The organism is Eudoraea chungangensis, assembly GCF_029360665.1.
GTDB classification, from domain to species: Bacteria; Bacteroidota; Bacteroidia; order Flavobacteriales; family Flavobacteriaceae; genus Eudoraea; species Eudoraea chungangensis.
This window is the reverse complement of the sequence record NZ_JARDUB010000006.1, coordinates 646,069-660,332: the sequence shown is the minus strand read 5'-3', so window position 1 is coordinate 660,332 and position 14,264 is coordinate 646,069. Positions and strand designations below refer to the sequence as shown.

At 37.6% G+C, this 14,264-nt stretch carries 13 protein-coding genes; 7 read left to right on the top strand and 6 right to left on the bottom strand.

Annotated elements, in window-relative coordinates; translation table 11 throughout:
- Positions 1-285 precede the first annotated feature (285 nt).
- On the top strand, positions 286-1,632 hold the full coding sequence (locus PXG98_RS15845) for an amidohydrolase family protein (protein ID WP_276392752.1): 1,347 nt from the start codon (positions 286-288) through the stop codon (positions 1,630-1,632).
- On the top strand, positions 1,632-2,261 hold the full coding sequence (trhA, locus tag PXG98_RS15840; protein WP_276392750.1) for a PAQR family membrane homeostasis protein TrhA: 630 nt from the start codon (positions 1,632-1,634) through the stop codon (positions 2,259-2,261). The genes PXG98_RS15845 and trhA overlap by 1 nt, the downstream gene beginning before the upstream one ends.
- Positions 2,262-2,279: 18 nt before the next feature.
- Here trhA and PXG98_RS15835 read toward each other — a convergent pair whose 3' ends face one another.
- On the bottom strand, positions 2,280-3,194 hold the full coding sequence (locus tag PXG98_RS15835; RefSeq protein WP_276392748.1) for a ThuA domain-containing protein: 915 nt from the start codon (positions 3,192-3,194) through the stop codon (positions 2,280-2,282).
- Between the two features lie 181 nt (positions 3,195-3,375).
- Here PXG98_RS15835 and PXG98_RS15830 point away from each other — a divergent pair, with 181 nt between their 5' ends.
- From PXG98_RS15830 to PXG98_RS15820, 3 genes are read left to right on the top strand one after another with little or no spacing between them, the layout of a single operon-like run.
- Positions 3,376-4,572: a DUF6807 domain-containing protein gene (locus PXG98_RS15830; protein WP_276392746.1), complete on the top strand. Its 1,197-nt coding sequence runs from the start codon at positions 3,376-3,378 to the stop codon at positions 4,570-4,572.
- Positions 4,573-4,582: 10 nt separating this feature from the next.
- Complete coding sequence (locus tag PXG98_RS15825; protein WP_276392744.1) at positions 4,583-5,959, top strand: Gfo/Idh/MocA family protein; 1,377 nt, start codon at positions 4,583-4,585, stop codon at positions 5,957-5,959.
- Between the two features lie 51 nt (positions 5,960-6,010).
- Positions 6,011-7,393 (top strand): putative oxidoreductase C-terminal domain-containing protein, encoded by a 1,383-nt coding sequence (locus PXG98_RS15820; RefSeq protein WP_276392742.1) that lies wholly within the window; start codon positions 6,011-6,013, stop codon positions 7,391-7,393.
- Positions 7,394-7,399: 6 nt separating this feature from the next.
- Here the strand turns inward: PXG98_RS15820 and PXG98_RS15815 are convergent, their stop codons facing one another.
- Positions 7,400-7,846: a DUF4268 domain-containing protein gene (locus PXG98_RS15815; RefSeq protein WP_338150253.1), complete on the bottom strand. Its 447-nt coding sequence runs from the start codon at positions 7,844-7,846 to the stop codon at positions 7,400-7,402.
- A complete protein-coding gene (locus PXG98_RS15810) occupies positions 7,830-8,501 on the bottom strand; it encodes a ZIP family transporter (protein ID WP_276392740.1) in 672 nt (223 codons plus the stop codon). The genes PXG98_RS15815 and PXG98_RS15810 overlap by 17 nt, the downstream gene beginning before the upstream one ends.
- A gap of 90 nt (positions 8,502-8,591) precedes the next feature.
- On the opposite strand from PXG98_RS15810, the gene PXG98_RS15805 reads away from it, so the two are divergent.
- Positions 8,592-9,755, top strand: a complete 1,164-nt coding sequence (locus PXG98_RS15805) for a THUMP domain-containing class I SAM-dependent RNA methyltransferase (protein ID WP_276392738.1) — start codon at positions 8,592-8,594, stop codon at positions 9,753-9,755.
- A gap of 146 nt (positions 9,756-9,901) precedes the next feature.
- Here PXG98_RS15805 and PXG98_RS15800 read toward each other — a convergent pair whose 3' ends face one another.
- From PXG98_RS15800 to rlmD, 3 genes are read right to left on the bottom strand one after another with little or no spacing between them, the layout of a single operon-like run.
- Positions 9,902-10,687: a DUF6048 family protein gene (locus tag PXG98_RS15800; RefSeq protein ID WP_276392737.1), complete on the bottom strand. Its 786-nt coding sequence runs from the start codon at positions 10,685-10,687 to the stop codon at positions 9,902-9,904.
- Positions 10,668-11,207, bottom strand: coding sequence for a DUF6452 family protein (locus PXG98_RS15795; protein ID WP_276392736.1), 540 nt, complete (start codon positions 11,205-11,207; stop codon positions 10,668-10,670). The genes PXG98_RS15800 and PXG98_RS15795 overlap by 20 nt, the downstream gene beginning before the upstream one ends.
- A gap of 8 nt (positions 11,208-11,215) precedes the next feature.
- Positions 11,216-12,631, bottom strand: coding sequence for a 23S rRNA (uracil(1939)-C(5))-methyltransferase RlmD (gene rlmD / locus PXG98_RS15790; RefSeq protein ID WP_276392735.1), 1,416 nt, complete (start codon positions 12,629-12,631; stop codon positions 11,216-11,218).
- A 342-nt stretch (positions 12,632-12,973) separates the two neighbouring features.
- On the opposite strand from rlmD, the gene rocD reads away from it, so the two are divergent.
- Positions 12,974-14,254: an ornithine--oxo-acid transaminase gene (gene rocD / locus PXG98_RS15785; protein WP_276392733.1), complete on the top strand. Its 1,281-nt coding sequence runs from the start codon at positions 12,974-12,976 to the stop codon at positions 14,252-14,254.
- The last annotated feature ends 10 nt before the right edge of the window (positions 14,255-14,264 follow it).

The following is a 14,264-nucleotide window of genomic DNA, read 5'->3' as shown; positions in this document are numbered from 1 at the left end:
TTAAGCCCGTCTGCGCCGATGGTACTGCCGTAACTGGTGGGAGAGTAGGCCGCCGCCTTCTTCGAAAAGCACTTATCTAACGATAGGTGCTTTTTTTTTGCCCCACTAACAAGAGAAAATAGCATTCTTCTTTCCCTTATTTACAATTCCTAAGATATAGTTAGATTTAAGGTTGGTTATATATGTATAAGCTTCAATTGCAAAGTACATTAAACCACGGGGTCTTTTTTATCCTAAAAGACTATTCCACTTGGCATTTTTTATATCTTTAAGAAAACAATAAAAATGATGAAATTCTATTCTCAACTCCTATTTAGCTGTTTCGTATTATTTGCCTTTTGCGCCAGTAGTCAAAGTCAAGAATTAAAAGCTCTAGTCGGAGGTACACTAATAGATGGCTTTGGCTCTGTACCTCTTAAGAACAGCGTAATAATTATAAATGGAGAAAAAATACAGGAAATAGGAACCGTAGGTAATATCACTATACCTGCCAATGCGGAAATAATTTCAACAGAAGGAATGACAGTTCTTCCCGGTTTATGGGATATGCATGTTCATACCATGATAAATGGTCACTCCGACTATGCTTATTGGGATAAAACATATCTTCCATTATTACAGGATGTAATTATGCCTTCTAGCGCACACCAACTTTTAATGGCTGGAGTAACCAGCGCCAGAGACCTTGGAGCCCCCTTAGAAGCCAGTATAGCGGTGAGAGACGCAATTAATAATGGGGAAATCCCTGGGGCAACCCTATATGTTTCCGGACCTTTTATTCAGCATAAAGCCTACCCAGGCACAGAAGCATTTAGATGGGGGGTAGATAGTCCTGAGGATGGTAGAAAAAAAGTAAGGAAGTTGGCTAATGCAGGGGTCGATGTGATTAAATTGATTGATCAGGATCAAATGAGTATGGAAGAGTTGCAGGCTGTGGTAGATGAAGCGCATAAGAATAATTTAAAAGTAGTAGCCCACGGACATAGACCTGAGGAAATACGAAGGGGTATTACAGTAGGTGTTGATTGTTTTGAACATACAGGTCTTTCATCTGCCCCCAGATATCCGGATGATGTCATTAAAATGATTGAAGAAAGAACTGCACAAATGAATAAAGGACCTTTATTTTGGTGCCCTACAGTAGAAGGTTTATATAATTACGAATATGTTAGGGATAATCCAGAAATGTTAGACAATGATTCCTGGCATTTAGGGTTGCCAGATAGTATTATTACCGATATAAAAAACAGTATACAACACCCAGATCGTCTTCCTTATTTTCAATTAACTCCTAGTCGTAAACCTACCCTGCAAACTAAGATCCAACAGTTATTGGATGCAGGAGTTGTATTATTAGTTGGCACCGACAGTGGAATCCCTATGAAGTTTCACAGTCAGTCTACATGGAACGAGCTTGATGTTTGGGTAAATGAATTCGGTATTGATCCTATGTACGCTATTAGGGCAGCCACTTACTGGCCTGCTTTGTGGATGGGAGTTGCTGATGAAGTTGGTACTATAACTCCGGGGAAATATGCCGATATTATAGCTGTAGACGGTGATGTGTTACGCCATATCAGTCTTTTAAAAGATGTAGATATGGTAATCAAAAAAGGGAAGCAATATAAATAATGGAATGGGATTATCATAAGGAAGAGCGGCTAAACGCCCTTTCTCATGCCATCGGCATCGTTTTAGGAATTCTGGGTTTTTTTCTTCTTTTAAAAACTAATTCTGTAAATACCCAATATGCAACTTTATCTTTAGTTATATATAGTGTTTCTATAATACTTCTTTTTTCAGCCTCCACTTTTTATCATTATGTAAGCTCTCAAAAGCTGAAAGAGAAATTGAGAATTGTTGACCATATTAGTATTTTTTGCCTTATTGCTGGCACCTATACTCCGGTAGCACTTATTTCTTTGTCACAGGGGAATGGCTGGCTAATTTTTTATAGCGTTTGGACAATTGCTTTTATAGGTGCAGTACTTAAAGTGTTTTTTACTGGTAAGTTTGAAGTCCTATCTCTTTTACTATACCTGTTTATGGGTTGGTTAATTGTATTTGATCTAAAAAATCTGATTTTGAATACCACTTTTAAAGGACAGATTTTCCTTGCTCTTGGAGGGGCTTTTTATACCCTTGGTATTTTCTTTTATGCCTTTAAAAGAATCCCATACAACCATTTAATATGGCACTTTTTTGTTCTAGGCGGAGCTATATGCCATTGGCTTTTTATCTATTTAGACGTCATCCAATAAAAAACTACCATTTCCTATTTATTTAATTGGACTTAGGTCGCATTCTAAATCCCCTACAACAAACTGCATCCCGTCCAAAAAGAACTGCAACAGTTCTGGATTTTCAAAGCTTTGTGGGTTATGGGATGGAGACGAATAAAAGATTCTGCCATTTCCGTACTCTTTGGCCCAGGCAACATATCTTCGCGATTCTTTAACATCTTCACGGAGTCCTACTAATTCATTTGCGTCCATATACAGCAGGGGTCTAAAGTTATAGGCGAAATACGCGTCTTTAAAAAAATAGGGTTCATCCACATGGGTAAACCCCTCATTTTTAAACGCAGCTACTAGAGGGTGGTTGGGATCTACCAATTTAACATGAATAGGCTGCTGTTTAGGGTGGTAATCAAAACTACCACCTACCATTTCACCAAAAGCGGCCGACTTATTCTGCATAACTATTCCTCCGTGCATTATCATTAAACCATGACCTCTTTTAACATAATCTAATAGATTGTTTTCTAGGAATTTAGATTTTTCCATAGCTTGGTTTGGAGTATATTTTTTATTCTCGATATATACATCGTAAAACAAATTTCTATATTCTGGTTTGGAACAAGTATTATTTAGGATTACAGCATGATATTTCTCTATGTTCTCCTCTTTGAAGTCCTGGATGCTTTTAGATAGTGTAATAGTGAATTTATTAGACTTTTCGCCTAATAGCTTTAGGATTGCTGCTGTATGCGGAATATTCCAATGCTCATAACCAGTATGCAGTGAGAAAATTAAAATATTCTTTTTATCCGCTTCACTCACCCTTGCTTCCTTCGGCGCCAGAGAATCAATCTTTGTCAACCAGGCATCTGTCAAGGTAAAAGGTTGGAGATCCTGTGCGAGGCAAGCCAGATAGACAAAACTTGTTAAAATCGATAGGAATAGTCTTTTCATATAATTTTAGTTTTTTAATAAAATAATAGCGATATTATTAGCTACCAAAAGCAAACATTACAAATTACTTTAAATTTTTCAGAATTATTGCATCATATATTCTATAGTCGTGATACTGCACCGCAAATACCAATTTTCTAAGACTCAAGTTTTATTATTCCCGGTTTTAATTCTAGGCTTGTTGTTTTCTTGTAAAGAGAAGAAAGAATATACCTCCAAATTTACTATTTCTGCTGGGTCGGGTGCCCTTGTGCAAACACCAATTGGTCTAGAGACTAAGTTAGATGAAGGTCTTAATATATATAAAAGACAAGAAGAGGAACTATTATTGGTCCCCACACAGTGGGATGGTACAACGCAATGGATTTTACCTGAAGTTAATGATGACGACACCATTAGTCGGGAGTATTGGATAAAAAAAGAACCCGAAGATATTTCGAAAAAGAGCGCAAAAGTTGTTAAAACAGCGGAGGAGTACAGGTTGAGTTTTAATGACAACCCACTTTTAAACTATAGATACAAATTGAAGTATCCGCCTAGTGGAATTGATTCAATTTATGCCAAATCTGGCTATATACATCCGCTGCTGAGCCCTTCAGGTGATACCCTGACAAGGATTCAACCACCAGATCATTACCATCATTACGGACTTTGGGGCCCATGGACTAAAACAACAATTAATGGGAGAGGTGTAGACTTTTGGAACCTAGCTGAGGGTGAGGGAACGGTATTGTTTAAAAAATTATTAGGCACCTACGAAGGACCCTTGTTTTCTGGTATTAAAGTAAGACAGGAGCATTTAGATCTTAAGGCTACTGAAGAGAATAAAGTAGCGATAATAGAAGATTTAGATATAAAAGCATGGCGGCTTAATAATGAAAAAGAACGTTATATAGTAGACTATGTTTCAACTTTTACAACGCCATTGGCGGAAGGGGTTTTATTAGAAGCATATCGTTATGGAGGTGGTTTAGGTTTTCGATTTACAGAACGCTGGGAAGCTGCGAACTCTACTGTTTTAACTTCCGAAGGAAAAGGAAGATTAGATGCCGATGGTACTTCCGCCAGATGGTGTATCATTAGCGGCACATCCTCAGATGGCCAAAGTAGTAACGGTGTTCTATTCTTAAGTCATGCTGATAATCAATCACATCCCGAGCCAATGCGGATTTGGCCAATGGACGCAAACAATGGCAGGGGAGATATGTTTTTCGAATTTTGCCCAATTCGACACAAAAAATGGGTTCTAGAAAGAGACAAAGAGTATACTCTAAATTATAGATTAGTAGTCTTCGAAGGTACTATAACCCCAGATGAGGCAGAAGCCTATTGGCAGTCTTATGTAAACCCTGTTATTATAAGAACAAATTTCAATTAAAAGCAAACAAATGAAAAGAAGAAACTTTGTTAAAAAAACTGCCTTAAGTACTGCAGCTATTGGAGTTTTTCCCACTATTGTACCCTCTCATGTTCTCGGGAAAGACGCTCCCAGCAATAAAATAAATATTGGGCAAATTGGTTGTGGAAGAATAGCCAGGGTACATGATATTCCCGACACTATAAAATACGATCAGACGCGTTTTATGGCAGTGTGTGATTTAGACTCCAAAAGAGTCATGGAGGCCAAGACTTTAGTTTCCGAGTATTATGAGAATAAAACTGGTAAGTCGAATTATATTGATGTTAAAACCTATACAGATTATAAAGAGCTTTTACTGAATAAAGATATTGACGCCGTAATTATTAGTACTCCAGATCACTGGCATGCCCAACCAGCTATGGAGGCCGCTTTAGCAGGAAAGGATATTTATTTACAAAAACCAACCTCTCTCACCGTCAGGGAAGGACAGCAATTGCGTGAAGTTGTACATAAGACAGGCGTAGTTTTACAGGTGGGCACGCAGCAGCGGTCGATGCCTCAATTTCGTATTGCTGCGGAACTAGTGCGAAATGGCAGAATAGGGAAAATTACAAATGTTAGGATTGGTTTGCCCGGTGATCCATCCGGTCCTATGGCTGAACCCATGGCTGTGCCTAGTAACTTGGATTATAAAATGTGGCTTGGTTCTACCCCAGAAACCCCTTATACGGAGATTGGGGTGCATCCACAAGAGGATTATAGCAGACCGGGATGGTTACGCTTAGAACAATATGGTGCAGGAATGATTACAGGATGGGGTCAGCATCACTACGATTCTGCTGCCTGGGGAATGGATACAGAGCTTGAAGGTCCTATTAGTGTGGAGGCGATTGCAGAATTCCCGAAATCGGGTCTTTGGAATGTTCATGGCGACTTTTTGGTAAAACAAGAGTATGCCAATGGTATTACCGTATATACCAGCGGTGGATACCCTAATGGTATAAAGTATGAAGGAACCGATGGATGGATATTTGTGTCTAGGGGAGACTATGTTGCCTCTGCCTCCGATCCTGTTGCAAAAGAAAAAAGTAGTAAGGCATTGGACGCCTCGGATCCAAGAATTCTTAAGTCAGTAATTGGGGAAAATGAAATTCATTTATACAAAAGTGAGGATCAGCATGGAAATTGGCTAGATTGTATTGCATCAAGAAAGACTCCAATCTCTACTATAGATGTAGGACATAAGTCTTGCACGGTCTGTCTTATTAGTCATATTGCCATGAAGGTGAATGGAAAGCTCCTTTGGGATAATTCTACAGAACGGTTTGTTGGCAATAACTTGGCTAACGACTATTTGTTCCGTAAACAGCGTAAGCCATATGGTACGGATTATGTTGCCATTTAATTTTATTTTAAAAAAGAATTGCGCGGCCTTAAATAAAACCCGAAGCTAAAGATGAAATTTAGAATAGTGATTCTCCTGGTCTTATTGTTCCTTGTATTCTCTTGTATGAACAAGGACATAGAAACATCAAAAACAAAGAAAAATAGGGTTTTTCGAGCGAGATTCATGGTTCTTGATCCAGGACACTTTCATGCAGCTCTGGTGTTTAAGAATGCATATAAAACTGTCTCACCGTATACTGACGTTTTTTCGCCAGAAGGCCCCGAATTACAAGATTTTATGAACAAGCTCTCTTCGTATAACAAGCGAAACGAATCTCCGACCGCCTGGAAGATAAGAAAACATGTTTCAGATAATTTCTTAGACAGTATGCTGTATAAGAAACCTGGCAACATAATGGTAGTTGCTGGAAAAAACTCGAAGAAATCCTCCTATATAAATAAAGCAGTTATGGCGGGAATACATGTTTTTGCAGATAAGCCAATGGTTATTAACCCTAAAGGATTTGAACTCTTAAAGCAAACCTTGGATCTTGCTAAAGAAAAGGATGTCTTGGTTTATGATATTATGACAGAGCGATTTGAGATTACCACAATTATGCAAAAACTTCTTTCTCAGGTACCTTTTCTTTTTGGAGAATTAATAGATGGAAGTGTAGAAGAACCAGCTATAAGCAAAGAAAGTGTACATCATTTTTCAAAAGTTGTTTCTGGACAGCCGCTAGTTAGGCCTCCTTGGTTTTTTAACATTCGGGAGGAAGGTGACGGCCTAGTCGATGTTACCACACATTTGGTAGACTTGGTTCAGTGGGAGGCATTTCCGGATCAAATTATCGATACTTCGGATATCGAAATGATTAGGGCAAAAAAAACACCAACCATATTAACAAAAGAAGAATTCAGGCAGGTCACGGGACTAGATAATTTTACAAAAGATCTTTTACAGGATGTGGTAGATAACCAACTATATGTGGCTTGCAATGGTGAGATGGTTTATAAAATTAAAGGCAAGTTTGCCAAAGTTTCCGTTAAATGGAATTTTCGCGCTCCGAATGCTACTGGAGACACTCACTACAGTGTGATGCGAGGGACGTTGTCGGATTTAATTATAAGACAAGGGGAGAAAGAAGGGTATAAACCGGCATTGTATATAAGGTCTAAAGTAAATGGTGTTGGGACCAAGGAAGTGCGAAAAGCAGTTCTAGAATTTATAGAGCCCATTTATCCGGGAACTGTTTTTGAAGAAATTAGTGATGGGTATTGGAAGCTGGTGGTTCCGAAAAATTATCAAATAGGTCATGAAGCACATTTTGGACAGGTGGCGACGAATTATTTAAGTTATCTGACGGAAGGAGAACTTCCAATTTGGGAGACACCAAATATGTTGGCGAAATATTACACCATAATTGAGGCGTATAAAATGGCGTCTAATTAGGATATTTTAGTTCGATAGGTATTCTTTGTATTCTTTAAAAAAACGTTCTAATTGACTCATTTCATTTTGGAAAAACTCCATGGTATCTCTCCAACTCTCTTTGTTATGAATAGAAACGGATTCTTTTAATACATAAATTCGAGAAATTTCTTTTTTATCGTCTAACAAATAGGTGTCACAATACTTCACATTTTCACAATATTCACTCACTAGAATGGACTTTAATGCCAATAATTTATCCCATAATTCTATTCTTCTAGACAAATCGTTAGAATCTATGTCGATAGATACCATCGCATTTCTTAATCCAAATGAGAATTTTAAGGCTAAGCCTTTCACTTTTGTATTATACAAAATCCATTTAGTTGGAAATGACTTGCCGAAAGACGTCCAAAATTCCTCTCTAAGCTTTTTAGATTCTTCCTTGCTAAACATACTAAATATAGAAAGCAATTAGAATTGCTAAAAGAATCACCAATACTTTTCTAAGATTAAACTGGTGTCCTTCGGAAGCCTCAAATAAAATAACTGTGGAAATGTGAAAGAAAACCCCTATTACCAAGGCTGTTAATTCACCATTGAACTCTTCAATAGCCGGGATATTGGATGCCAAATAAGTGCCTATAGGAGTCATAAAAGAAAACAAGAGAATAAAAAGAATAGTCTTTGATAATGGAATGGCAGAGCTTATAAAAAAGAAACTTAAAATTATTGCCACAGGAATTTTATGCACCAATATGCCATAGAGGATACTTGAATCTGTTTCTATAGGAATACCCTCTAACAAAGCATGCAAGGAAAGACTTATAAATAATAACCAGGGGAAGGAAGGGTTTAGCTGACTGTGATGCATATGACCATGCTCAGCTCCCTTAGAAAAGAATTCTAAAAAAATCTGTAAAAGAATTCCCAACAAAATAAAGAGGCCTGCTATTTTTGGTTCTAAGCTATGGTAGACATGTGGTAATAAATCAAACAGTGTTAGAGCTAAAAGAAAGGCACCACTAAACGCAAGAAGTAGTTTGAAGGAACCGGTTTTTTTTGGCCTTAAGAGATAAACAAAAATAAAACTAAGTATTACTGCAACAATAGGAAGAGTATAAATCATTTGGTTTTTAGCTAGGTGCTCGCTTTTTTTATCAAGGAAAAAGTTGCCCTGCAAAATTAGTGTATTTTTGTATCAATCTTAAAGGACATTATGGGGAATAATTTTAAAATGGTCGCTAAAACACTATTTGGGTTTGAAGAAATTTTAGCAAAGGAAATAAGAAATCTAGGTGGCTTAGACGTAAAAGAAGGTGTCCGAAATGTTTCATTTTCTGGTGATTCAGGCTTTATGTATAAGGCTAATTTGTGTTTGCGAACGGCGATAAAAATACTTAAACCTATACATTCTTTCCGTGTTAGAAATGAAAGAGATTTGTATAAAAATATGTATGATTTTGACTGGAGTAAATACCTTAGTCCGGAGAAAACATTTGCCATAGATACGACTTTGAGTTCCGATTTGTTTACACATTCTCTTTTTGTTTCCCAAAAATGTAAAGATGCTATTGTGGATAAATTTAGAGAAACACATGGGGAAAGACCCAGTGTAGATACACAGGATCCCGATCTTCGACTAAACGTGCACATACATAACAATCAATGCAATATTTCCTTAGATACCTCTGGCAAATCGTTGCATCAAAGAGGTTATAGGAAGGCAACCAATATTGCACCAATTAACGAAGTCCTAGCCTGCGGTTTACTTCTTTTAAGCGGCTGGGATGGACAGTCTAATTTTTTAGACCCTATGTGCGGAAGTGGTACTTTTCTGGTTGAGGCTACCATGATAGCATGTAATATTCCGGCGAATATCAATAGAAAAGGATTTGCCTTTCAGAAATGGGACGATTTTGATGCAGAGCTTTACGACAAAATTGTGGATAGCAGCTTAAATAAAACCAGAGAGTTTCATTTTAAGATTATGGGCTATGACAAAGCACCGTCGGCCGTTGAAAAGGCAAAGGCCAATGTAGAAAACGCGCAATTATCAGAGTATATTGAAGTTCAGAGGAAAAACTTTTTTGATACTCAAAAGGTAACAGAAAACCATTTACATATGGTCTTTAATCCTCCATACGGCGAGAGATTATCTATTGAAATGGAGGATTTTTATAAAGAAATTGGCGATACGTTAAAGAAGAATTATTCAGGTACGGATGCCTGGCTGATAACCTCCAACTTAGAAGCTTTAAAATTTGTTGGACTGAGACCTTCTAGAAAAATCAAAGTGTTTAATAGTCATTTAGAATCTCGACTCGTAAAGTATATTATGTATTCAGGTTCTAAAAAGGCCAAATTTAATAAGAGCATATAAACACGTATCCTAGTGCTTAAGGTCCTTATTTTAAAACGATTTAGTTCACCCTTTATTTCTGAGGTGTTTTTGGCTTGTTAAAGGCGAAGAGCAACAAAGGTGTAGGATGTAAAATAGGACTTTTAAAAAGGCAATCGGCGTTACGTCTACTCAGTTACGGGAGGCTCTTCTTTGGGTTTCTTTGTCTTCTTTTTAAAAATGGGAATGAAATAGGAGATAGAATAATTATAGTTCGCTCCAAAATTACTATTATCACTAACCCTTCCGTAACCAGGTATCCAAAGATTAGGGAATCCTTCTGCCTCTTTGTTAGTAAATAAATATGCTAATCGGGCACTTGCACTAAGGTAGAAGTTAGCGAATAACTCTACCTTAATACCAACAAGGAATTCTAACCAACTGGCATTAAGAGATTTAAACTCCTGCCGTGCAGTAAATCCTTCTGCGAAACCATTTGGCACCCAATAGCGGTTACTGTCGTAAACCGTGTTACTATTTAATGTCTGACTAAAGGTGCTGCCTACGTATCTACCCCCAATAATTATGGCATTAGACATGCCGTACCAGTTTTCATAGGTATTGAAATCTACTCCCAATTTCAAGTAACTACCAGAGCTGGTATAGTTATACAGTTCTACAACATTGATATCATCAGCATTATCGAGTATTTCCGCGTCGGTAAATTCTTCATTCCCTATTTCCGCGGCAATATTGAGGCGGTGAGTAATTCTAAAGTCGGCTACTACTTCGAGCCCCATATAATTTTCATCTATCAGTCCTCGAATTGGTTTGCTTAGATCGATTCCTACCCGAAGACCATATCGCTCCGATAACTTAGTTGAATCTTTAGTTTTCGTCTCCAGCGAATCTGATTGCCCCCTTCCCAGAAAACCTAAAAAAAGAAAAACAAGACTAATGATAGATTTTGACATGGGTAATGGTTTGGTTTTCGACGATAGGCGAGACAATTTCGATTTCTCTAATCCAATTGTCGGCATCAGGAATAAGATTGTCGGACAGATCATTGTAGTTTGCTACATAACCACAAGCCCGTGAAATAAATACTTCCCTTGTATTGTATTGAAAGCTAAGGTTATCCACATTTCCAATTTCTTGATCTTCTTCATTATCTTCCGAATCCGAAATAAAAATAAAAGAGGTATCTGCTTCATTTATGCGCAATGGGATTCCTATAGAATCGAGAGAAGTTCTGTCGCTGATTGTATTTACCGTTATATTCTGGTTTTGCCCTACTACTCTTAGGCTTGGAACTGCCTTGCTCTCTTCAGGATTATCTATATCAAAAAACTGAATTACCAAAAGTGGTGTATCGCCGTCTACACAAATATCATCCTTCTCACAACCTAGCAAAACGGACAACAAGCTCAATAGGCTTATCAGAATTCTTAAGGTATAAAAACCTCCAACGGGGAGAATACGCTTTAAACTCATAAAAATAATCAGAGGTTTCGTTTTTTCAAAAGTACAACATTTTCTACGTGATGTGTTTGGGGAAACATATCCACGGCTTGTGATTTAATAATCTTATATGAAGTATCCATAAGGGCAAGATCTCTTGCCTGTGTAGCACTATTGCAACTTACATAGACAATTCTTTCAGGAGCGATTTGTAATATCTGTTCAACTACCTGTTTGTGCATTCCGTCTCTTGGAGGATCGGTAATAATTACCTCTGGCCTTCCTTCTTGTTCTATTAAGGAATCATTAAAAATATTCTTCATATCTCCGGAGAAAAATTTAACATTTTCAATTCCATTGTCCATCGCATTCGAATTTGCTGCCAGTATGGCATCGGGGATTGCTTCAATTCCAATTACCTTGGCGGCTTTAGAAGCCACAAAAAGAGCTATAGTACCAATCCCGGTATACAAGTCATACACAACTTCCTTTCCTGTTAGTCCTGCAAATTCTCTGGTAATTTTGTACAATTCATATGCTTGATCAGAATTGGTCTGATAAAAAGATTTGGCTGTAATTTTAAATTCTAGCTCTTCCATTTTTTCTACGATATAATCTCTTCCGTGATAACAATGTATCTCTTGATCGTAAATGGTATCATTACCCTTTCTATTAATTACGTAAAGCAGGGAAGTTATTTCTGGGAAGCGCTCTTTGAGATTTTTTAGTAAAAGACTCCGATTAGTCTCATTATCAGCATAAAACTGTAAAAGCACCATGACTTCCCCAGTAGAGGAAGTTCTTATCATAAGGGTACGTAACTCTCCCGAATGTTCCCGTGGGTTAAAAAAACTAATGCTGTTTTTTTCTGCGAATTCTTTAATAAATAATCGGAGGGCATTGGAAGGATCTGCCTGCAAATGACATTTTTCGATGTCCAGAATTTTATCCCACATTCCGGGAATATGGAAACCAAGTGCATTACGGTTTTCTATTTCGTTTTCAGAAGTAATCTCTTCTAAGGATAACCAACGATTATTTGAAAAAGAAAACTCCATTTTGTTTCGATAGAAATAAGTTTTCTTGGAACCAGCAATTGGTTCTTCTTTGGGAAGATCTAGATGCCCAATTCGTTGTAGATTATTGGTGACCTCTGATTGCTTGTATTTAAGTTGGTGTTGATACCCCATATTCTGCCACTTACAGCCACCACAAACACCAAAATGCTTACATTCTGGCTCCACCCTTTGGCTTGATAAATGATGGAACCTAACGGGGACTCCTTCGTAATAAGCCTTCCTTTTCTTGGTGGTTTGGATATCACAAATATCCCCCGGTACAACATTCGATAGAAAGATAACCCTGCCATCTGGCGCTTTGGCTATACATTTACCCTTGGCTGCCGCATCAAGGACTTCAATATTGTCGAATATTTTTCGTACTCGTTTTTTTCTCATAAGGCAAAAATACTATTTACCCGGAATCTTTAAACTTATCTTGGGAAGGATTTAGTTAAAACATCTAGAATTTTGGCCCCTATTAAAATGGCCTGACCATGGTATAATTATTCATAACAAATTTGGAGGAAATTTTACTATTAATAAAGTCTGCATGGGGCTTTTTTAGCGGTTTTGCAAAAGGACTGTAAATGGCATCTTTTGCAACTTAAAATCAGACAAATACGAATTCTTAAAACTCTATGGGAATATGCCAGCTTTTTGTAGTTTTGTAGACAGAATTAGGATGATTTCTCTCCAGCAAGTAGGAATTGCTATTGTTTATTTTAATAAGTAAGAGTTATGTCAGTAATGGAACAAATCTCTTCTAAAGATGCAATTGCTTTAGAAGAAAAGTATGGAGCGCAGAATTATCATCCGCTTCCGGTAGTTTTAAGTAGAGGAGAAGGAGTATTCGTCTGGGATGTAGAAGGGAAGAAGTATTATGATTTTTTATCCGCTTATTCCGCAGTTAATCAAGGACATTGTCACCCCTATATTATTAATGCCTTGAAAGAGCAGGCAGAAAAGCTTACACTTACTTCACGAGCTTTTTATAATGATATGTTGGGTAAGTATGAAAAGTTTATATGTGAGTATTTTGATTTTGATCGGGTACTACCCATGAATACTGGTGCAGAAGCAGTGGAAACTGCTATGAAATTGGCTAGAAAGTGGGGTTATGAAGTAAAAGGCATTCATTCTAACCAGGCAAAAATTGTTGTCTGTCAGAACAATTTCCACGGTCGCACTATTTCTATAATTTCTGCGTCTAATGACCCCGTTGCAACAGAAAATTTTGGTCCGTTTACGCCTGGAATCATATCCATACGATATAATGATCTGAGAGCCTTGGCGGAGGTTTTAGAAGATTCGAATATTGCGGCATTTATGGTGGAACCTATCCAGGGTGAAGCCGGGGTTTATGTGCCAGATGAAGACTATATAAGAAAAGCATATGAACTGTGTAGACAAAATAATGTCTTATTTATTGCTGATGAGGTTCAGACAGGAGTTGCTCGTACAGGCAGACTCCTAGCGAGTTGTGGCAGTTGTGATTGTGAAGATAAATTGTGTAGCGGTGATCCTGAAGTAAAACCAGATATTCTGATTTTGGGTAAAGCACTCTCTGGAGGAGTTTTTCCGGTTTCTGCAGTTTTGGCAAACAACAATATCATGAAGGTTATCCGTCCTGGGAATCATGGTAGTACTTTTGGAGGAAATCCTATTGCTTGTGCAGTGGCGATTGCAGCCTTGGAAGTGGTAAGGGACGAGAATCTTGCAGAAAATGCAGATTATTTGGGGAAACTCTTTAGAAGTGAAATGTCTAAATTAATTGAAGTAAGTCCGCTTGTAAAATTAGTCCGTGGGAAGGGCTTATTAAATGCAATAGTAATTAATGATACAGAAGATAGTTCTACAGCTTGGGATATCTGTATGGCATTGAAGGAGAATGGCCTGTTGGCTAAGCCTACCCATGGAAATATTATCAGGTTTGCTCCGCCCTTAGTGATGAATGAAGATCAATTATTGGATTGTGTCGCAATAATAACCAAGACAATTAAGGATTTTGAAAATAAATAGAAAGTTTAGT

Excerpts from the sequence above, each read along its gene's own strand:
- PXG98_RS15845 (WP_276392752.1), top strand. The coding sequence starts at position 286 with ATGATGAAATTCTATTCTCAACTCCTATTTAGCTGTTTCGTATTATTT.
- trhA (WP_276392750.1), top strand. The coding sequence starts at position 1,632 with ATGGAATGGGATTATCATAAGGAAGAGCGGCTAAACGCCCTTTCTCAT.
- PXG98_RS15835 (WP_276392748.1), bottom strand. The coding sequence starts at position 3,194 with ATGAAAAGACTATTCCTATCGATTTTAACAAGTTTTGTCTATCTGGCT.
- PXG98_RS15825 (WP_276392744.1), top strand. The coding sequence starts at position 4,583 with ATGAAAAGAAGAAACTTTGTTAAAAAAACTGCCTTAAGTACTGCAGCT.
- PXG98_RS15820 (WP_276392742.1), top strand. The coding sequence starts at position 6,011 with ATGAAATTTAGAATAGTGATTCTCCTGGTCTTATTGTTCCTTGTATTC.
- PXG98_RS15810 (WP_276392740.1), bottom strand. The coding sequence starts at position 8,501 with ATGATTTATACTCTTCCTATTGTTGCAGTAATACTTAGTTTTATTTTT.
- PXG98_RS15805 (WP_276392738.1), top strand. The coding sequence starts at position 8,592 with ATGGGGAATAATTTTAAAATGGTCGCTAAAACACTATTTGGGTTTGAA.
- PXG98_RS15800 (WP_276392737.1), bottom strand. The coding sequence starts at position 10,687 with ATGTCAAAATCTATCATTAGTCTTGTTTTTCTTTTTTTAGGTTTTCTG.
- PXG98_RS15795 (WP_276392736.1), bottom strand. The coding sequence starts at position 11,207 with ATGAGTTTAAAGCGTATTCTCCCCGTTGGAGGTTTTTATACCTTAAGA.
- rlmD (WP_276392735.1), bottom strand. The coding sequence starts at position 12,631 with ATGAGAAAAAAACGAGTACGAAAAATATTCGACAATATTGAAGTCCTT.
- rocD (WP_276392733.1), top strand. The coding sequence starts at position 12,974 with ATGTCAGTAATGGAACAAATCTCTTCTAAAGATGCAATTGCTTTAGAA.